This is a genomic window from Longibacter salinarum (assembly GCF_002554795.1).
GTDB classification, from domain to species: Bacteria; Bacteroidota; Rhodothermia; order Rhodothermales; family Salinibacteraceae; genus Longibacter; species Longibacter salinarum.
On sequence record NZ_PDEQ01000005.1, the window covers coordinates 377277 to 398084 of the forward strand.

At 60.5% G+C, this 20808-nt stretch carries 18 protein-coding genes and 1 pseudogene; 16 read left to right on the forward strand and 3 right to left on the reverse strand.

Annotation, left to right across the window (positions count from 1 at the left end; translation table 11 throughout):
* The 5 genes from CRI94_RS11620 to CRI94_RS11640 all read left to right on the forward strand — a co-directional run bounded on the left by CRI94_RS11620 (window position 1) and on the right by CRI94_RS11640 (window position 5605).
* On the forward strand, window positions 1-1674 hold the full coding sequence (locus CRI94_RS11620) for a ribonucleoside-diphosphate reductase subunit alpha (RefSeq protein WP_098075878.1): 1674 nt from the start codon (window positions 1-3) through the stop codon (window positions 1672-1674).
* A gap of 142 nt (window positions 1675-1816) precedes the next feature.
* On the forward strand, window positions 1817-2227 hold the full coding sequence (locus CRI94_RS11625; RefSeq protein WP_098075880.1) for an acyl-CoA thioesterase: 411 nt from the start codon (window positions 1817-1819) through the stop codon (window positions 2225-2227).
* A gap of 410 nt (window positions 2228-2637) precedes the next feature.
* Window positions 2638-3177, forward strand: coding sequence for an RNA polymerase sigma factor (locus CRI94_RS11630; RefSeq protein ID WP_245846169.1), 540 nt, complete (start codon window positions 2638-2640; stop codon window positions 3175-3177).
* 38 nt (window positions 3178-3215) lie between these two features.
* Window positions 3216-4301, forward strand: a complete 1086-nt coding sequence (locus tag CRI94_RS11635; RefSeq protein WP_098075884.1) for an anti-sigma factor family protein — start codon at window positions 3216-3218, stop codon at window positions 4299-4301.
* An 86-nt stretch (window positions 4302-4387) separates the two neighbouring features.
* Window positions 4388-5605, forward strand: coding sequence for a DUF4097 family beta strand repeat-containing protein (locus tag CRI94_RS11640; protein ID WP_143815382.1), 1218 nt, complete (start codon window positions 4388-4390; stop codon window positions 5603-5605).
* Between the two features lie 245 nt (window positions 5606-5850).
* On the opposite strand, the gene CRI94_RS11645 is transcribed toward CRI94_RS11640, so the two are convergent.
* Window positions 5851-6984 carry a calcium/sodium antiporter gene (locus CRI94_RS11645; RefSeq protein ID WP_098075888.1) on the reverse strand — a complete coding sequence of 378 codons (1134 nt, stop codon included), beginning with the start codon at window positions 6982-6984 and terminating at the stop codon, window positions 5851-5853.
* Window positions 6985-7456: 472 nt separating this feature from the next.
* Here CRI94_RS11645 and CRI94_RS11650 point away from each other — a divergent pair, with 472 nt between their 5' ends.
* From CRI94_RS11650 to CRI94_RS11695, 10 genes and pseudogenes are all read left to right on the forward strand, one after another.
* Window positions 7457-8368: a universal stress protein gene (locus CRI94_RS11650; protein WP_098075890.1), complete on the forward strand. Its 912-nt coding sequence runs from the start codon at window positions 7457-7459 to the stop codon at window positions 8366-8368.
* Between the two features lie 336 nt (window positions 8369-8704).
* Window positions 8705-9166, forward strand: coding sequence for a MarR family winged helix-turn-helix transcriptional regulator (locus tag CRI94_RS11655; protein WP_098075892.1), 462 nt, complete (start codon window positions 8705-8707; stop codon window positions 9164-9166).
* A gap of 65 nt (window positions 9167-9231) precedes the next feature.
* A complete protein-coding gene (locus tag CRI94_RS11660) occupies window positions 9232-9675 on the forward strand; it encodes a DoxX family protein (protein WP_218919387.1) in 444 nt (147 codons plus the stop codon).
* A 72-nt stretch (window positions 9676-9747) separates the two neighbouring features.
* Entirely contained in the window at window positions 9748-10377 is a 630-nt protein-coding gene (locus CRI94_RS11665) for a YceI family protein (RefSeq protein WP_098075894.1), read from the forward strand.
* Window positions 10378-10452: 75 nt separating this feature from the next.
* Window positions 10453-11319 (forward strand): SDR family oxidoreductase, encoded by an 867-nt coding sequence (locus tag CRI94_RS11670; RefSeq protein ID WP_098075896.1) that lies wholly within the window; start codon window positions 10453-10455, stop codon window positions 11317-11319.
* Window positions 11320-11355: 36 nt separating this feature from the next.
* Complete coding sequence (locus CRI94_RS11675) at window positions 11356-11997, forward strand: VOC family protein (protein WP_098075898.1); 642 nt, start codon at window positions 11356-11358, stop codon at window positions 11995-11997.
* Window positions 11998-12593: 596 nt separating this feature from the next.
* Window positions 12594-13052 carry a hypothetical protein gene (locus tag CRI94_RS17710; protein ID WP_179862272.1) on the forward strand — a complete coding sequence of 153 codons (459 nt, stop codon included), beginning with the start codon at window positions 12594-12596 and terminating at the stop codon, window positions 13050-13052.
* Between the two features lie 304 nt (window positions 13053-13356).
* Window positions 13357-14211, forward strand: a complete 855-nt coding sequence (locus CRI94_RS11685) for a restriction endonuclease (protein WP_098075900.1) — start codon at window positions 13357-13359, stop codon at window positions 14209-14211.
* 137 nt (window positions 14212-14348) lie between these two features.
* Complete coding sequence (locus CRI94_RS11690; RefSeq protein ID WP_098075902.1) at window positions 14349-14576, forward strand: UPF0175 family protein; 228 nt, start codon at window positions 14349-14351, stop codon at window positions 14574-14576.
* A 98-nt stretch (window positions 14577-14674) separates the two neighbouring features.
* Window positions 14675-15088, forward strand: a pseudogene (locus tag CRI94_RS11695) (PIN domain-containing protein); the annotation flags it as partial.
* Between the two features lie 495 nt (window positions 15089-15583).
* On the opposite strand, the gene CRI94_RS11700 reads toward CRI94_RS11695, so the two are convergent.
* Entirely contained in the window at window positions 15584-15850 is a 267-nt protein-coding gene (locus CRI94_RS11700) for a hypothetical protein (protein WP_098075906.1), read from the reverse strand.
* A gap of 358 nt (window positions 15851-16208) precedes the next feature.
* Complete coding sequence (locus CRI94_RS11710) at window positions 16209-16775, reverse strand: hypothetical protein (RefSeq protein ID WP_143815384.1); 567 nt, start codon at window positions 16773-16775, stop codon at window positions 16209-16211.
* Between the two features lie 1014 nt (window positions 16776-17789).
* Between CRI94_RS11710 and CRI94_RS11720 the strand changes: the two genes are divergently transcribed.
* Entirely contained in the window at window positions 17790-20795 is a 3006-nt protein-coding gene (locus CRI94_RS11720; protein WP_098075914.1) for an endonuclease, read from the forward strand.
* Window positions 20796-20808 lie beyond the last annotated feature (13 nt).

A 20808-nucleotide genomic window follows, 5' to 3' on the forward strand; every position in this document is an offset into this window, starting at 1 on the left:
ATGCCCGCCACTGCAACAACCGAACGCGCACCTTTTCACTGGCTGAACGACGACATCCGGACGTTCCTCCGTCGCGGCTACCTGCTCGACGGCGTGACAGCGGAAGAGCGCGTCCGCCAGATCGCCGACCACGCCGAGTCCATCCTCGGGATTGACGGCTTCGGCGACACCTTCTTCGAATACGTCGGCCGCGGCTACTACTCGCTGGCCTCCCCGATCTGGTCCAACTTCGGGCTCAACCGCGGCCTTCCGATCTCCTGCTTCGGCTCGCACATCGAGGACTCGATGGACTCGATCCTCGACACGCACGCGGAGGTCGGGATGATGACGAAAGTCGGCGGCGGCACGTCCGGCTACTTCGGCGAACTGCGTCCGCGCGGGGCAGCCATCAAGAATAACGGCACGACGAACGGCACCTACCCCTTCGCGCAGCTCTTCGACACGATCATCAACGTCGTGTCGCAGGGGGAAACGCGCCGCGGCCACTTCGCCGGCTACATCGACATCGAGCACCCGGACGTCGACGAGTGGCTCAACATTCAGTCGGACGGCGACGCCATCCAGACGATGTACTACGGCGTGGTCGTGGGCGACGAGTGGATGGAGGCGATGATCGAGGGCGACGCCGACAAGCGGGCGCTGTGGGCGCGCGTGATCGAGGCGCGGATGAACCATGGCATCCCATACATCCTCTTTCGCGACAACATCCAGCGCGGCCGGCCGCAGGTATACAAGGACAAGGGCTACGACGTCCGCGCCAGCAACCTCTGCAGCGAGATCGCGCTTCCCGCGACGGCCGACGAAAGCTTCGTCTGCTGCCTCTCCTCCATGAACGCGCTGCACTACGACGACTGGAAGAACACCAATGCCGTCGAGGTCATGACCTTCTTCCTCGACGCGGTGATGCAAGAGTTCATCGACGGCGCCTCCGGCACCAAGCACATGGAGCGAGCCGTCCGCTTTGCAAAGCGGCACCGCGCAATCGGCATCGGCATCCTGGGCTGGCACTCGTACCTGCAGTCGAAGCGCATCCCGTTCGAATCGATGGACGCGAACATGCAGGGCGCGGAAATAGCGAAGACCATCAAGGAGCGCTCCTACGCCGCGTCGGCGGATCTAGCCGACCGGTTCGGCGAGCCGGAGGTGCTCGAAGGCTACGGCCGGCGCAACGCCACCACGATGGCCGTCGCTCCCACCAAGTCCAGCAGCTTCATCCTGGGGCAGGTGAGCCCATCGATCGAGCCGATCAAGAGCAATTACTTCGTGCAGGACCGCGCGAAAGCGAAGGTCACCTACAAGAACCCGTACCTGCAGGATCTGCTCGAGGAGAAAGGCTGCAACACGGAGGCAGTGTGGGACGACATCGCACTCCGCGACGGCTCCGTGCAGCACCTCGATGTGCTCACCGACGAGGAGAAGGCGGTCTTCAAGACGTTCAGCGAGATCAGCCAGATGGAGATCATCAATCAGGCCGCGAGCCGGCAGAAGCACATCGACCAGTCGCAGTCCCTGAACCTGGCGATCGACCCGTCGAACACGCCGGTGAAGGAGATCAACAAGCTCTACATCGAGGCATGGCGGTCCGGCGTCAAGTCGCTCTACTACCAGAACGGCGTCAACGCCGCGCAGAGCCTCTCCCGAGAGCTCCTCGCCTGCCGGAGTTGCGAAGGGTGACAACGTATCGAGTTCAAGGGTCACGGTTCACCGTTCAAGGTTCGCAGACCCGGATCGCATCGCGTCCCCAAACGCTCTTTCACACTTCCAACCTTCCGCACTTTCACACTTCGACACGTCCACACCTTCAAACCGGAAAGCCATGCCTGCGATCTCGACACCGGTGTCCGATACTGACCTCGAAAGGGATGCCGAGACGCGCCTCGTCCATGCCGTTTTTCCCGGAGACACGAACCACTATCACACGCTCTTCGGGGGGACGGCGATGGCGTGGATGGATCAGGCGGCGTTTATCTGCGGGACGCGGTGGTGCCGGACGAAGGTCGTAACGGTTCACTCCAGTGAGATCGACTTCAAGCACCCGGTGCCGGAGGGCACGATCGTGGAGCTGGTGGCCCGCGTGACGGATACCGGGCGCACGTCGCTCACGGTCCGCGTGGAAATGTTTATCGAGCCGATGGACCGCCGCGAACGCACGCTGGCGTGCAGCGGCCAGTTCGCGATGGTCTCGCTCGACGAAAACGACGAGCCCCTCGAGGTGCCAGCGCGGTAAGGTTCAGAGTTCAGGGTTCAGGGTTCAGGGTTTCCAAGGGGGAATCACCCTCAAACGTGGGCGCAAAACCACACGTGAGCGACGCACGGCCGTGCGTCGCTTTTTTTATTTCCGGTTTCCTTTACGGAAATATCCGTTTCCGCCCCTGGCCATCCCCCCACCTCACACCCCTTCCCCCACGCCCCCTTTCCCACATCCATACTTCCAAACTTTCATACTTCCAGACCTTCCGCCGGTCGCTTCCGGCACAAATGTCTTCATTTCAATTACACATACCGGAGTGTAAACTCTTCCTAGACATCCCGTGTCGGAGTGAGGTGAAGGGCCGGAGCAGACGTTCTTCCCCGTGAAGCGCTGATTCGGGCCGCCCCCGCCGACCTCTTTCCTCATCTGTAATCGGACGCTCACCCGTGACTTCAGCGGCGGCAACCCAGCCCAGCGTTGCATTCCAGGATCTCGTAGAAACGCACAAAAAGCGGGTCTACTACCTGGCTCTCGACCTGACCGGCAACCACCACGACGCCGAGGATCTGGCGCAGGAGGTCTTCATCAAGGCCTTCCGCGCGATGGATTCGTTCCGCGGCGACGCGAAAGTGTTCACGTGGCTCTACCGGATTGCGGTCAACACGCACCTGAACCGCCGCCGCAAGAAGGCGGTGCGGCACATGCACCTCAAGGAAGACTTCGACCGCGAGGTCGACGACTCCGGCGCCCTTCCCGATACCGACGAACAGGCCCAGCGGCAGCAGATGCAGTCGCACATCGAGGCTTCCCTCGAGGCCCTTTCGCCGCGCGAGCGGTCCGCGTTCGTCCTGAAGCACATGAACGGTCTCACCATCAAAGACACGGCTGCCGCGATGGATGTCGCGCCCGGCACCGTAAAGAGCCTGCTGTATCGCGCGACCCGCAAGCTTCGCGATGAACTCGCCTTCTACCGCGATGACCTGTAGAGACCGCTCCCTGCCCCACCCGACGATCTTTTCCTACCATGAGTGACGCCTGCTCTACATACAAGCCGTTGATGACCGAGGCGCTGTTCGATGAACTATCGGCCGCGGACCGGCAACGCCTGGACGCCCACCTGGAGAACTGCCCGCGCTGTGCTGAGGAGTTCGCCTCGCTGCAGTCCACGCTCCAGGTGACCGCGCAGTACGAGCGACCGGAACGGTCAGAAGCATACTGGGACGCCTTCAGCGATCGCCTGTATGACCAGATCGATCGCGAAACGGCCCGATCCGGTTCTCTGCGAGCGGCGACCGCCCCAGAGGAAGCATCCTGGACCGATCGGCTCCGCTCATGGTGGGCGTCGCGTCCCGCGCTGATCCCATCAACCGGGATGCAGTGGGTGCTTCAGGGCGCGCTCGCTCTCCTGCTGGTCGCTGCTGGACTCGCGATCGGCCGTGTCACGGCCCCGGCTCCCACACCCGCCGACCGCCTCGCCGAAACCTCCGGTCCCGGCACCGACCCGCTGCTGACGCCCATTGCCACGGGCCAGAGTCAGAGGAACGTGGAGCCCCGACTCATGGGCGTCGAGGACATCACGTACGACGTAACGGATGGCTCCGTCGAGATCCGCTACAACACGACGAACGACGTGGTTGTCCGTGGCAAACCGGAAGATCCAAAAATCCAGCGTCTGCTCCGCGCCGCGTTGCTCGACGAAAGCAATCCCTCCTCGCGCCTCCACGCGGTGAAAACGCTTGAAGCCGCCCAGCCGAGCGCTGACGCCGAACTCGTGAACGCCCTGACGTACCTCGTTCGCGACCAGTCGAACCCCGACATGCGACTTCGCGCGGTCCGGGCGCTCCGGCGACTTCATCAATCCCGACCGATGAGCGAGTCCACCCGCGGCGTGCTCGTCAACGTGTTGCTCGAAGCAGAGCTTCCCGCGCTTCGCATCGAGGCGCTGGAGTCGCTCACGAACGACGCCACAATGTCTCCGGAGCAGCCATCCGCCGGTGAGAATGCCGTACCGAGCTACCTGTATCAGGCGCAGTCCGACTCCAACGGATACGTGCGCTACCGCGCCAACGAATTGCTCCAACAGATTCGGGCCGACGGCGAAAGCCTGTAATGCCGATGCGCTTTCGGTCTCTCCATCCATACATTTTTACCCAGCATCCGTCCATGACACCTTTCGTTCGCACCTCCATATTCTGTGTGGTTCTCCTAGCACTCGTGATCGGCATTCCGACCGCGCAGGCGCAGGATCTCCAGCGTGAAGGCAATGGCTTCGTTAATGTCAGCACCAAAACATTCGAGGTCGGCCCGGGCGGTACGCTCGACATCTCGACCAAGGGCGGCCCCGTTGTCGTCGTCGGGAGCGACCGGCAGAACGTCGAGGTCGAGGAAACCATCCGGGTTCGCACCACGAGCCGTCGCGACGCCGAGTCGACCGTGGCGAACACGGAGGTAGAATACGACGTCAGCGGCTCCACGCTCTCGATTCGCACGCCTGGCGGCTGGAGCCGGTCCGGCGTTATGATCGGATTCGAGGTCCGCGTCCCGAGACGCTTTACCGTAACGGCGTCCACGGCAGGGGGCCCGGTGTCGATCGAAAACATCGAGGGTCGCGTCGACGGAAAAACCTCTGGTGGGCCGGTCTCCTTCGAAGACATCACGGGCGACGCCGACGCGAAGACATCCGGCGGCCCGGTGAGCCTCGACAATATTACCGGTAACGCGACCGCCAAGACGAGCGGTGGACCGATCCGCGCCGAGTCAATCGGCGGCGAACTGGACGCGAAAACCTCGGGCGGACCGATCTCCATCGAAGACGTGGGTGCCGACGCGAGCATCGAGTCGGCCGGCGGTGGCCTGAGCGCCATCAACGTGCGCGGCTCGCTAAACGCTCGCACGGCCGGCGGCGACGTCGAGGTCGAGCAGGTCACCGGTGATGTGGAGGCGAAGACGTCCGGGGGGGACATCGAACTCATGTCGATCGGCGGATCGCTCACGGCAAGCACCGCGGGCGGCGACATCGAGGGCAGCGACTTTGGTGGCCGCGTGGAGGCGACGACGCGAGCCGGCGACATCGAACTCACCGGCGTCCGCGGCAGCGTGGACGCGGAAACGTCCGTCGGCGACATCGAGATTCAGATGCTCTCCCCCGGCAGCGACGACTCCTCGTTCCGCACCTCGCACGGCGACGTGGAGCTCGTGCTTCCGTCCGACATCGCAGTGAACCTCGACATTGAGGTCACCAGCGACTGGGGCGGCCGGCTCGACCGCGACGACATCACCAGCGACTTCCCGATCACGATCGAAACGGACCGCGACGAGGACCTCCTCCGCGCCTCGGGCGACCTGAACGGCGGCGGCCCGACGATCGTCATCCGCACCCGCGGCGGCTCGGTGGACGTCCGGAAAGAACAGTGATCTTTGGGGGATGAGGTTTGGGGTTTGGGGGATGGGAAAGGGGGAATGGGAGCGTGGGGACGTCTTCCCTCCGTCAGTCTTCCATGCAGAACCCTTCCTGCTGCAGCAACCTGATCGATTAAGACTTGCGGACTCTTCGTTGCGCTCGCAGCGGACAGCAATATCAACCCCGACGACCTGAGCCGCTCTGAGGTCTCAATCACGTCGGAGCGGCCGTATATAGAGGTCAGATAACCGCAGTCTGTCTATTTCGTCTGCCGCCATGCAAAGAAGGCTGTCATACCAAGCCCGAGTGCCGTCAGGGGGAGAACGAAGAGCCCAACGGTCATGCTAAAGGTGGAAAGGGCTGGATGGGCCGTGGCGGTGAAGATCAGATACGTCGTGTACGCGACGTAGTACGCCACGAACAAGGACCCTTCCCAGCGGCTGACGATGTAGCCGGTAAAGAAAATAGGGAGGCACGCCACCGCGACGGCGATCATCACCGGCAAATCCATCCAGAGGACGCCCGGCGCCACATCGACCCCCGCTGGGGCCGCCACGGCCGCACTTCCGAGGACGGCGAGCAAATTGAAGATATTGCTGCCGACCACATTCCCAACGGCGATGTCGCGCTGACCTCGGATACTCGCGAGGATCGATGTGGCTAGCTCAGGGAGAGAGGTCCCGCCGGCAATGATCGTGAGTCCGATGACTAGTTCGCTCAGACCCATGGCTTCTGCGATCACTACAGCTCCCTGAACAAACCAGTGCGCTCCCAGAACGAGCAGGCCGAGGCCGATGAGCGTGAGCAGTCCGGCGACCCATCTATTCACTCCAAAGCCCGGAGTGGTCGATGTCGCATCGTTCGTTGCCGAAGATTGGTTTCCCAGAAGTGAACGGCCCTCCCATTCAGACGTCATCGACATCGTCGAAAGGGTAGCTTCTTCAGGCGGTGCTTTTCTCCCCTGCACGATCTGAAATACGGTGTAGATCAAGATGCCGCCCAGTAGGACAGCGCCGTCAAAGCGCCCAACCGTTCCGTCCAGGGCGAGAGCGAATACGATAATGGACGCGCCCAGCATCAGTGGCACATCCAGCCGGACGAGCTGGTGGGAAACGACCAGGGGCGCAGCGAGAGCCGAAAGCCCTAAAATAAAGAGCACGTTGAAGATGTTGCTGCCAACGACATTGCCGAGCGCAATGTCACCCTGCCCGGCGAAGCTCGAACCGATGCTTACAGCCGTCTCGGGAGCACTTGTACCGAAGGCAACGACCGTCAGGCCGATCACAAGCGGAGAAACTCCCATTCGCTCCGCAATCGCCGAAGCACCCCGAACCAGTGCTTCGGCACCTCCAAGCAGGAGAACGAGACCGCTTCCAAGCAGAAAGACTGCCATACGACGATAGATATTGAGTTCTAACTTGCCGATATACGTATCCGCCCACAATACATCATCATGATCATCATATAGAACTGAGTGCTTGGACGGCTTACGTCCTCATTGTTAGACCTTTCCCCTTTGATTACATTACGGTCGGCATCACATTGGTCCAGCGTGACGCCACGTGGAGACCGCCTATTGTACTCGCGACGGATGCCCCCGGCTCTCCTCAGCGGGCTTATTCCGTTACACGCGACGATCCCGCGAGGTCGCACCTAATTGCGCCTGAGACTTATCGCGATTTGAAGAACGCTATGTACTCTGCGTTCAGGAAAGGCTCGACCTCAGCAAACACCAAAGGAGATCGCGCCGCTGACGCGTTTAGCACTTCGCCGCTCGACCTCTGACATTTCGCATTTCGACCTCTGACATTTCGCATTTCGACCTCTGACATTTCGCATTTCGACCTTCAAATTTCGCAATCGAAATGTTCGACCACGTCCTCTGCGCTTGCGACTTTTCTCCTGCCTCCGAGCGTGCGTTCGGATACGCTCTCGACATCGTGGAGCGTACCGGAGCGTCTCTGGATCTTATGTACGTAGAGGAGATTCCGCTCGGGATCTTCCAGGGGGATCCATCACCTGCTCCCGGAGAAAAGGCGCTCCAGAACCGGTTCGAAGAACGGTGCCAAAACGATCTGGCGCCCCCTTCGTCTATGCCAAGTGACGATCGAATATCTCACATCACGACGCGGAGCGGTGCCGTCGCGCCCGCCCTCGCCAAGTACGCGGAGGCAAACGACGTCGATCTTGTCGTGATGGGAACGCACGGGCGGCGTGGGGTGGAGCGCGCGATCGTTGGCAGCGTGGCGGAGGAAGTGCTGCGCACGGCTCCCTGTCCCGTGCTCACGACACGCGCCCTGGATCAGAACGAAAACGAGGCCTCTCCTTCGCCCACCCCGATCGAACGGATCGTCGTCCCAATCGACTTTTCCGAGGCGTCGCGGGCAGCGCTTCAGTACGCAACTCGTCTCACATCCATATATGACGTGCCGCTTGTCCTCGTCCACGTCGTCACCCTCCCGAAAATCCCGGCGGCATACGGCGTCGAACTCCCGGCGTTATCGCAAATGGAGCTGCTGAACCGAGCGAAATCAGAGCTCGAGAAATGGCAAGACGAGATGGTCCCGGCAGGCCAGGACGCGTCCTGTGAAGTGACGTCAGGCAATCCGGTGGCGTCGATTCACGACGTAGCTTCGGCGCCGGGCGACCTGCTGGTGATGTCCACCCGTGGCCTGTCCGGGATCAAACGCGTGATGCTGGGAAGCGTGGCGGCAGGGGTTCTACGACGCGCAACCGGTCCGGTGATCTCCAGCCATTCGTTTCCATCGACCCCTTAGCAGCATGCTCATTTTGATTTGAGTACGGAATGGCTCCGTGCGGCATCGAGAAATGAGGATCTCTCTCACCCCCAGACCCACATACATTCACATATTTCGGATCAGCCGGCCCGGAGTGAGTCGGAGTGCCACAAGCCCCAGCAGCATCGCCTGAGACTAGCCAGAGCCCCTGCCCCCATCTCACCACAAGTTGACAGCGCGTTGCACTCCCCCGGTTTGGCACTCGATTCTTCCGACCATAGTCACCACCGGCATACATGCGTTACACCCTGCTTTGGAACCTGCAGAAGAAATACGTGTCTACAACACACAATCCACAAAGACACGTGCTCTCGAATGGCCAGCGATCTTCAGAACGAGCTTCATCAGACGAAGCCATTTTCGAGCGTCGAGACCGAGGCGGTGCTCAGCATTCTTCGCACAGCCGGCCTTCTCGAAGGTGAAATCACGGAGGCGCTGAAGCCCCATGATCTCACGCCGACTCAGTATAACGTGCTCCGCATCCTCCGCGGGGCGCAGGACGGCGGACTATGCCGCTACGAGGTCAGCGATCGGCTTCTCACTCCAGGGCCCGACGTCACGAGACTGCTCGATCGGCTGGAGGAGTCCGGCTTCGTGCGTCGTGCAAAAGACCCGGCCGACCGCCGCCGCGTACGGGCGCACATTACCGAGGACGGGCTGAATGTTCTCGACGAACTCGATAACGTGCTGAACACGCTACACCAACGTCAACTCGACAACCTCGACGACGGTGAGCTCCAAACGCTGATTGACCTCCTCGCTCGAGCACGAAGGTAAATAGCTTTTTTACTCCATTACGTGTTGTAGACACGAATTGTAGCAACACACAACCTCTCCCGTACATGAGCGATCCTACGATGTCCACATCCCAGAAGACCTCCTCTCCACTCTCTTCCCTTGGCGTCCCGACGTTTACCCCGGTTGCTCGGGCCATCCTCCGCATCGGCGCCGGACTTCTGTTCATGCAGCACGGCGCACAGAAGCTCTTCGGACTCTTTGGAGGCGTCGATGGCAATGGCGCGACCGCCGAACTTTTCTCCCAGTTCGGGGTCGCCGGCGTCCTTGAGTTTTTCGGCGGCTTGCTCTTCGTTGCCGGGCTCTTCACCCGCTCGGTCGCGGCCGTGCTCGCCCTGCTGATGATCGTGGCTTACTTCATCGCCCATGCTCCGCAGGGGCTCGTGCCGATCCTCAACGGCGGCGAGCTTGCCCTCCTGTACGCCTGCGTCTTCATCTTCTTCGCCGGCAGCACGCCTGGTGCATGGAGCATCGACGGCGCCCGAAGTTAATCGAAGAGCGCGGTTGACGCCACAACCGTTCCGTACGTCCCTTAACCAACAACCGAAGCATCCAACACAACCATGTACACGACGATTACTGCTGTCTTTACCGCTCTCCTTCTCTTCGTGAGTCCGAACCTCGACGTATCGGACCCGGACCCGACCCCGGACACACAGCCGAAGGAGACCGTCACCTACCAGATCGACCCCGCTCATACGACGCTCGGTTTCCGCATTCGCCACATGGGCATCGCGTTCGTCGAAGGAGAGTTTGACACGTTCGAGGGAACGATCAGCTACAACGCGGACAGCCTGGCGGCCACGAGCAGCAACGTGACCGTTCAGACGACGAGCATCGACACGGATGTCGAGAAACGGGACAACCACCTCCGTTCCGCCGACTTCTTTGAGGTGGAAACGTATCCGGAAATGACGTTCACGTCTACCAGCGTCCAGCCGACAGCACAGAACCACTTCCGGCTCATCGGCGACCTCACGATCAAGGGAACCACGAAAGAGGTCGTGTTCGACGTGGAGTCCGCCGGCCCGATCCAGACGGACAACGGTCAGCGCGTCGGCTTTCACGCCACCACGACCATCGACCGCCGCGACTTCGGCATCGACTGGGGAAGTGAGCTTCCGGGCGGCATTCCCGCAGTTGGAAACGAGGTCCAGCTCGTGCTCGACGTGGAGGCCCTTGCGGGATCCTGACGAATGACGACGAGGCCGGGAGCCGCAGCGGCTCCCGGGTCTCGGCCGCTGCATTGCAAATCAAAGCACAGACGCATGATTGCTGTTACCGGAGCCACCGGCCACCTCGGACGGCATGTCGTAAACGACCTTCTCCGCCGCGACATCGCACCGGAGAGCATCATCGCAGCAGTTCGGAGTCCGGAAAAGGCCGCCGATCTGGTCGAGCGCGGCCTGCAGGTTCGCGAGGCCAACTACAACGAGCCCGACACGCTGGAATCGGCGTTTCAGGGCGTCGATCGACTCCTACTGATCTCGTCCAGCGAGGTCGGGCAGCGTCGACAGCAGCACCAGAACGTCGTCGACGCGGCGCAGAAAAACGAGGTCGACTTCCTGGCCTACACGAGCATCGTCCGGGCCGAGTCGAACCCGATGCTCCTCGCCGACGAGCACAAAGCCACCGAGACGATGATACGCGAGTCCGGTATTCCGTTCGCGTTTCTTCGCAACGGCTGGTACATCGAAAACTACACCGAACAGCTTCCGCAGTACCTCGAGCACGGCGTGATCCTGGGCAGTGCCGGCGACGGACGCGTGAGCGCAGCGACACGGGCCGATTTTGCTGCGGCCGCTGCGACCGTCCTCGCTACGGACGAACACGACAATGCAATCTACGAGCTCGGGGGCGACGAGGCGTTCACGATGATGGAACTGGCCGGAGAGATCTCGCGCCAGGCCGATACCGACGTCGCCTATCAAAACCTTCCCGCTGATGAATACGAGAGCACGCTGGTCGAACACGGTGTGCCCGAAGGGTTTGCGAAGGTCCTGGCCGATGCCGACCGGGCTATTTCGGACGGGCACCTTCGCGTCGAGTCCGATGATTTGAGCCGCCTCATCGGTCGCCCGACGACGCCGCTCTCGGAGGCCGTCGCGGACGCGCTCGCGGAGATGTCTGATTGATCACTGAACAACCCGTTTTCTCTCCCTGCACGCACCATGACGTCCACTTCCTCGCAGTCACAAGTCGGCATCGCGGCCCCCGGCGGTCGGCTCCCCGCAGTCACCCGCCTCGGCCCTGTGCGGCTGCAGGTGGCGGATCTCGAGCGATCAATCACGTTCTACGACAGCGTGCTCGGGTTTGAGGTCCTCGGTCGGGCGAACGAAACCGCCCTGCTCGGCCCCGCAGAACGTACCGATCCGCTCGTTATTCTCAAAGAGCAACCGGGCGTACGGCCCGTCCCGCGTCGCGGGCGCCTCGGACTCTTCCACGTGGCCTACCTGCTTCCCTCCCGCCCAGACCTTGCTCGGTTCCTGCGCCACCTGCGAGAGCCCGACACACACGTCGGCATGTCCGATCATCTCGTGAGCGAGGCCCTCTACCTCACCGACCCCGACGGACTCGGCATCGAGGTGTACGCCGACCGGCCCCGCGATGAATGGAAGCGGGACGGCCACGAGATCGCCATGGCGACGGAGCCGCTGGACGTGGAGCACCTCATTTCTGCTGCAGGTGACTCCCCGTGGACGGGCGCTCCGCAGGAGACGCTCCTCCGCCGGGCGACGACGAGGCGCAACTGCTCGAGTGGACGATCGTCCTCCCGACCGCTGAGGACGTGGAGGTCGCGGCTCGTCGGCTAAAAGCGAACGGCGTCGCCATCAAGCGCGATGCCAGCGACCGTCTCGCTCCCGATCCGTGGGGGACGCGCCTGCACATCACTTCTGCTCGCTAAGTCTCCCCCTGGATACCCGACCGTTTGATTTCAGTACGGAAGATCTACGTGTGACAGCGAGAAACGCCCCCGCGAAGGTCTGATGCGTCGCGGACACGAAGCGTGAACCTCGAGAGACGTCGAGCACTCATACTCGCATACCCACATCCTCCCACGCATTTCGGAGCAGTTGCCCCGCGGAATGCTGTCGCGACGTAGGCCCAGTGAACGTGGTCGGTAGCCAACTCCACCCCTCCAGCGCCACAAAGGTACCTGGCCGGTCTCTCATTCGTCCGCCATACACGAGTGACCGCCGTAGCGTATTGCGGATGCACCAGAGGCGTACGTCGCCACCGGCCTGATCACCCACATTGGAAGAGGCGAGACCGGTTCCATGACTGTGTCGGCTGCCCCGTGCCATGAGCTTCGATGGGTGCTTCACGCTGACTGCAGACACCGTGCTGTGGTCGTGGAGACGCAATTCCACTCCCTCGTATTCTCCTTCGTGATGAGGGACCATCCACAATGCCCGAACAGCGCTCTGACCTCCGGAATCGTCTGACGTCGATTGACGCCCGGGTCATCCGATGGCTCGAACGCTACGGGCATCGGCTCCACCGCGTGTCGCTCGGTGCGCTGTTCGTGTGGCTCGGGCTGTTGAAGCCGCTCGGACACAAGACGGCCACCTCGCTCCTAGCCCACACTGTGTACTGGGGCTCGCCGGAGACGATGGTGCAAATCCTCGGCTGGTGGGAGATCGCGATCGGCCTGTCGATGCTGTACCGACCCACCGTGCGGCTCGCGCTCGCCCTCCTCTTGCTCCGCATCCCGGGGACGCTCCTCGCCTTCGTCCTCCTGCCGGATGTGACGTTCGTCTCGTTCCCGTTCGTCCCCACGCCCGAGGGGCAGTACCTGATCAAGGACGTCGTCCTCTTCTTCGCCGCCATGGCCATCGGCGGATCGCTGCGGCACGAGCATGCGTGACGCGTGCTCTGCCATCGTCCATGCAACGTTGGGAGAACGGGGCTCAGTCCGTGAATGGATCTTGCATGTATGGGCGTCCCGCGAATGCCGAGGAGCGGAGGTCTATGTCGGCTGCCGTCCTTGACCTCGACCACGCACGTCTTAACCAGCGATACGCATATTCACACCACTTGACATAGATAGACGACGGTTCGCAAAAGTCCTTTATACCGAATAACTTAGAAGCAGCAAAAGAGTCGTGATATGTTAAGCCGTTTGACATACACACAAGTTACACCTACTCACCGAATGGCCCCGGCATTGGATGGACAAATCTTCAGTTCCAAAATACCACGAGCTTCTCAATCCCCTTCTTTCGGCCCTTCACGAGTTGGGCGGTTCGGGAACCACAAGTGAGATTTATGAGACTGTTGCGCAACAGTCAGATCTGCCCGATGAAGTTGCTGAAATTCCCCACAATCCGGAAAAGAGCAACCAGACGGAATTAGAATATCGCTTGGCATGGGCACGGACGTACCTGAAAAAGTACGGAATCATCAACAATTCGGAGCGGGGGGTGTGGGTCATCGAGCCGGAGAAGCGCGACATCAAAACTGTTGACGAAGACGATGTTGTCCAGACTGTGCGTGAGCAAATGCGCCAAGAGCGGGAGGAGCGCGGAGAGAAAGACGAGGACGACGTTCCTGAGCAAGATGAAACATGGAGGACGCAACTGCACCGAGTGCTCACTCAGAGGCTTTCCCCGGATGCCTTTGAACGCCTTACAAAACGCCTTCTTCGGGAGTCGGGCTTCATTCAGGTAGAGGTGACCGGACGTTCTGGAGACGGAGGTGTTGATGGAAACGGTATCATACAGATCAATGGCTTTCTGAGCTTCCATGTAGTGTTTCAGTGTAAGCGATACCAAGGATCTGTCTCAGCAAGCGCGATTCGTGATTTTCGCGGAGCTATGGTTGGTCGAGCGGACAAAGGGCTGATGATTACTACTGGTTCGTTCACGCGAAGCGCCATTCGAGAGGCGACGCGGGATGGCGCTCCGCCGATCGATCTCGTTGATGGCGATGAGTTGGCAGAAAAGCTGAAGGAACTGGACCTGGGGGTAGAGACCGAATTGGTCGAACAGGTACACGTGGACGAAGAGTGGTTCGAGCAAATTTAAAAAGTAGGCATAACACTTCACTGCTGCCGACGTGCTGCGCACGCGTCAGAGTTATCCCGTTATACCGCGTCGACGAACCGTTCGCCAGTTGCCGCCGTTCATGAAGTAATGATGCCTGAATCGCTCCGCTACCTGCTATGAAAGTTACCATCGATCTTCCGGATCGGGACGACCTCGGCGTTGATGAGCACTACGCAAAGGAGGCGTTGGTCGCAACACTCTACACCAACGGTAAGCTCTCCGGGCGTGAAGCCCGCGAGGTGCTCGGTATGACGCGCCGCGGGTTTGAGGAAATGCTGCCACGCTACGGCTTCTCCATTCTGGTTGACACGCCCGAGAATATTGAGACCGAGCTAAACGCGTGAGCGAAGACGCCCCGAGACGCATTGTATCGGACACCGGCCCGCTGATCTCTCTGGAAAAGATTTCGGGTGGATATCGGTTTATTTGACGCCTCTATGACCGGCTTTTGGTGCCTCTGGCCGTACTAAAAGAACTGGCTGCGGGGGCATTTGAAAGTCAGGCAGCCTACCTCCGGCATTATGAGATCGGAGATCTGATTGAAGTGCGTGCGCCCTCGCAGCCAAAGCCCGAAGATGCGTTCACGCGACGCTTGGACGAAGGTGAGCGACAGGCGATTCGCCTCGCGTTAGAAAGAGGACTCCCGCTTTTGGTCGAGGAGCAGGCCGGACGGGTGGTTGCGCGAGAGCTGGGTCTCAAGATCTCGGGGATTGCCGGTCAAGTGCTTCGGTCCGTACGGGCGAACGTGCTGCTACCCGCCGAAGCGAAAGAGACGCTTGTTCAACTCAAGACCGCGGGTCGAATCAATCGACAGGTATTTGAGGCGGTGCGCCGTGCGATCAATGACGCGGTATAACCCAGCGCTCTCATTATGCGAAGTACAAGTCGAAGGGGTATTTTTCTGGGTGTGCGGACGTGATGTCGGTGAGTCTGGGCAGAGGATATAGCTCTCCTGTCCGCCCTGTATCGACGTATGAGGGCCGTAGAACGTCCGCGTAAGGAACTGGCCAGGCGCGTACACCGAACGGACGATACTCTCTGGGATCGGCTGGCGTCGACCAGAGCCGTCGCAGCAGTCAGCGTACCGTTTCGGTCCCATTCTGGAGCGCCGCTGTAAGCTTCCCCATTCTCTGGCCCAGCCAGAGATCGAGCATTCGAGAAGATGCCCCCCTCCCCATAATTCAACCAGTCAGAAGTAGAGAGTCGGCGCGGTTGGGGTGGCGTGCGTCAAGGTACATCTCGGGCGATAGCCCGTCCAGCGATTGATGCGGACGGTAGGCGTTGTAGTCCCGCCGTCCCATCCAACGAATCCCTGCGCCTACAGGAGGCCCTTTGAGGAGTAATTGGGAAGCTAATGAAGACAGTAAATCACGATTTGATGTTCGGTGAGAGCGCTGTCATAGAACTGGCGAAGCGTAGGCAAGAGCCGCCAGTTGAGCCGCGTTTCAAAGAAGTGCGCGCTTTCGCGCCGTAATGGATTACCGAGCTGTTGAAGGTTCGACCGAAGATCGTCATCCTCGACGTCCTCGAGAGAATCGGCAATCGATGGAAGATCAGACGGAAGCGAATACCGGACTGGTTTCTCAAAGGCGTGATCGTCTACCGTCCATCCTACCATCGGGGGACCGATAATGGACTGGCCCTGAAAATCGTCGCTAGGCCGAAAAAAACACCTCGTGCCCGTTCTCATCCCAAGCCAACCCTGAAAGCATCAGATAAACCGTTCGATACGTCTTCCCGAAACGAATGGATCGCGGAGGATAGCCGTGCGAGTCAGAAGAATCCAAAGCCGAAACCGATAGGCTCGGTTCCTGAAGGCCGGTCGGTCCAGGTCGATATACTCAAACCATCGCCTGAGCGTCAAAATGTCTAAGGCGGGCTCGATCGGCAACCGGTAGATGCTCAGATAAACGCCCATCGCCGGAAAGATGTAACCATGGGCAGGATGGTGTTCGTCTTTCGGTGTTGGGAGGATGTTAGTGGAGCCAGTGAATGGTCATCTCACCAGTTTCTTTTGTCTCCTGGTAGCAACGACGGAGCAGTGGTATCACGTGCTCAAGCATATGCTCTTTCAACCAGGTTCGACTTTTCTCCGACGCGGCAACCTGATCGATTCTCGCGCGAACCTGTTCGTTCGTGATCTCGTCGAGCGTACGCACGATTGGGAAAATGTCTGACCGACAATTGTAGCGTAGCGGATGAATGTAGTCGATGATCGGTTCGCGATTCGTTCTCGACCAGCCGGACAAACGCGACCCATAGATGGCATTGTACCGGGGATCACTTCTCTCTTCGAGGACAAACTCTTTTGCCCATGCATCATGCACGGTCTCCGTGAGGACATCTAGAATCCGTTTGTAATGCGTGGCAAGAACCACATTCCAGACGGGTCTCTCCAATGAATCGTCGGTCCATACTCTCTGAGAAGAACCTTCAATTCGAGATGGACGACGCTGTTTTATGTCCGTTGTGCTCAGGCGTCCGTAGAGAAGATCGGCGCCGTCCTCAACGGGTATACGGAATACGGAAAGCGAGTTCGGCATGCCACTATTTGTTTTTATCGCACTCGATAGAGAGTGGGATATCAATATCTTTCAGCAAGTCCACAAGGAAACTGAGCGTATCGGCTGTCCCGATCAGATTACCAGACAGGCGATATTGACCATACGCATTCTGGATAAATATAAGATGGATTACGTTCACATTTACTCGCTGCGTACGACAGTATGCGCGGTCGCACCCCGTCCACAGAAGAACCGTCATCAGGGTAAACCCGAGCACGACCGCCCATCCGGGCCCATTCGTTCAGCCTCTCGCACAGCACGTAGCCGGTACGGAACGGAGGTATCGGGCGCGCGGTCGTTCGGATGTTTAACCACAACACATCACATGTGGCAAAATGTCCTGTCTATACCCACATACTATGAATCTACTCTTTACTTGTTAAAAACTATAACACACCAGTAATAGACAACACGAAGTTAGGCATTCTGTATATTTATGAATGTTTATATTTCAAGTCGCCTTATTGTAATCCCTAGAGGCGTTTCCACTCCCCCCTGTGTCGCGTCACCCTGATCAGTCCGTGTTCACGGAGTGATGCATCCCTCGCCTTTCCGCCTGATGCTAGCGGGGGTGCCCCATACCCTGTCGGTGCTCGAATCCTGCTATTCTCGCCCATCGGCGTACAGTTATGGTCGTCATTCGAACGCCGCAGCCCGGAAAACGCGACGGTCATCGGTTCCTTTCCCCACCCTAAGCATTCGCCCTGCGGAACGTATAAAACAACCGGACTGCGTCTCGACCTCACCCCGACCCCTGCCTCCGGTTAAAGGGTTAGATAAGCTCTTGGTGATATTGAATTCATTCCGGCACGCCATTTATTCGCCTACGGCGTTGTATACTTCAGACCGCGAACCCTTTCCGGCGCTCCTCCACCGGTACGGTCCGCGGCTATGTGAGGCAGAACGGGAAGGATCGCATGCTGGCGGTAGACCGATCGGAGGATCACGGCACGGGAAGGGGAGATAGCCCTCCTCCCACGTTCTCCACGTCAGATGTTGCCTTCGCCCCGTCGCACCGATCGACATCATCGCGTCGACCGGAGTTATCGCACACGCCCCTCGTCATCGGCCTCTTCGTCGTCTGCCCCTACATCGCTACGACCGTCTCGTCTCCCCGTCACGCTTCGCGTAGCGGGGCTTTTTCTTTTCCTATGGGTGGCCGTCGCCACGTTTGCCACGTCGGCGAGCGCACAGGTCCCGCAGGAGTCCATCCACCCCGGCCTGAGCGGACAGGCTCTCATCGACCAGCTTCGTGCGGACTACGCGCCCGCGCAGACGCTCGGCTATGACATCGCCCGCGACTCCCTCTACCGCTACCTCGACACGGCGCGCGGCACGCTCGTCGGCGCCTACGGTGGATACTCGGTCGACATCCCAGAGGGCGAAGACCCCTCCTCCTACGCCTATCAGAGCGGCTCGGGCATTAGCGCCGAGCACACATGGCCGCAGTCGAAGGGCGCCGGAGATGAGCCGCAGCGCTCAGACATGCACGCGCTGTACCCGGTCAAGCAGACAATCAACTCGGCAAGGTCGAATCACCCGTTCGCGGAGATCACCGATGCCGACACCGACGGCTGGTACTACCTCGATCAAAGCCAGTCGAATACGCCGACCAGCAACATCGATGCGTGGAGCGAATCCGACGGCTCATTTTCGAGCAACGCCAACTACTCCGGCCGCTTCGAGCCCCGCGAGGACCACAAGGGCAACGCGGCCCGCGCCATGTTCTACTTCTGGGTCGTGCACAACGCGGCGATCTCGGACGCGAACTTCTTCGACGCCCAGCGCGAAACGCTAATAGCGTGGCACAACCAGGACGAGGTCGACATGAACGAGTCCGACCGGAGCACCTGGATCGCGACGCACCAGGGTACCGAAAACCCGTTCGTGCGCGACACGACGCTCGTCCGGCGCATCTTCGAGCCGACCTCCACGACGCCGAGCGTCCAGCTTCTGGCAGACGCGAGCACCGTGCTGGAGTCGGACGGCTTCGCAACCCTCATCGTCGAGCTTAACAACCCCGACGGCACGGCGGTGGACGTCGATGTCGCCTTCAACGCTACGTCGAGCTCCGCATCGGCGGCGGACTTCGGCAACTTCTCGACCGAGACCGTGAGCTTCTCGTCCAGTGCCCCCGACGGTGCGACGCAGTCGGTCACGGTGCCTGTCACAGACGACACGGAGGTAGAGCCCACCGAAACCGGCGTGTTTGATCTCCAAAACCTCCAGACCACAGGCGACGCCGTTCTGTCTTCGACAAGTTCGGCCAACGTCGATATCAAAGACGACGACGGCACGAGCACCGGATCCGACGCGATCTTTGCCGAGGCCTTCGACGACGCCACGCAGTACACCATCACCACCGGCTCCGACGCGACGGACGGCACGTCCAACTACTTCACGCGAACGGACGGCAGCAACATCAACAAAACGTACAGCGGCGTTGAAGGCTCGTTTTTCGCCGGACAGGACATCGACGACGGTCAGGTGCTCGGCTCGACGCCGGGCGTGATCACGTGGAGCGGCATCTCGATCGACGGCGCGACGAACCTGCAGTTCAGCGCAGAGGTCGGCGAGGTGCTGGATGGACCTGGCGATATCGACGACGCTGATTTCCTCCTCTTCGAGTACCGCATCGACGGCGGCACGTGGCAGCCCGTTCTCGCATTCGAAAACGACGGCTCGACGTACAACACGAGCTTCCTCGAAGACACAGACTTCGACGGCACGGGCGACGGCACGTCCATCACGAGCAGCGAGGGAACGATGACCGCCTTCACCAAAGCCATTCCCGAGACCGGATCCACGCTCGACCTTCGCTTTACGGCGTCCGTCAACTCCGGCGATGAGGACTTTGCAATCGATCAGCTGGAGGTAACCGGAGATACCGCCCCGACCGCATCGCCCGACTCGGATCTCGTGATCGCTGAGATCATGCAGAATCCGAGTGACGTGAGCGACTCCGATGGCGAATACTTTGAGGTGTTTAACCCGACCGCCAGCGACATCGACATGAACGGCTGGACGATCGCCGATACCGACATCGACGCGCACACGATTGCGTCTTCGGTGGTGGTTCCGTCGGGCGAATTCGCTGTTTTCTGTCGCTCCACGCAAGCCGTGTCATCGAGTGCCTGCACGTACGTGTACGACGGACTCATCCTGAGTAACAGCGCCGACGAACTCATCCTCCAGGATGCGCAGGGGACCGAGATTGATCGCGTCGAATACGACGGCGGCCCCGACTGGCCCGACCCGACGGGCGCCGCGATGGTCTTTACCGGCGTCGCAGCCGACGACAACGCGGTGGCGTCGAACTGGACGACCGCGACCAGCCGCGAGAACCTCTTTAACACGAACAGCGGCTCTGATCTCGGATCGCCGGGCACTCGAGGCTCCGATCAGTCAATCGGAGACCTGACCACGATTCCGGTCGAAATGGCCGGCCTGACCGCCAACGTGAGCGGCCGCGACGCGATCCTGGAGTGGAGCACGTTCACCGAGACGAACAACGCCGGCTTCTTCATCGATCACAGCGTTGAGGGATCGCCTGCTGCCTCCTTCCGAGAAATCGGGTTCGTGGAAGGTGCTCGGACGAGCACCTCGAGCACGCGCTACGTCTTCCGCGCCGCGGATCTCGACGCCGGCCGCCACACGTTCCGCCTTCGTCAGCGAGACCTGGACGGCACGGAAACGGTCGTCGGAAGCGTCGACCTCCGCGTTCTCCCGTCGGAGCCGCTCGCCATGACGGCCATCGCGCCCCACCCGGTGCGGGAGCAATCCACCCTCCGGGTCTCCGTGCAGGAGCGGGCGGACGTTACCGTTGCGCTCTACGACCTTCTAGGGCGCCGCGTGCAGGTTCTACACGAGGGAGGCATCGGACCCGCATCACCGGTCGCGCTCTCGCTTGACGCGTCGACCCTCCCGAGTGGGACGTACTTCCTCCGCGCCACCGGGAACGGCACGTCGGTGACGCAGCGACTGACGGTCGTGCGCTGATCCCATCCGAGCG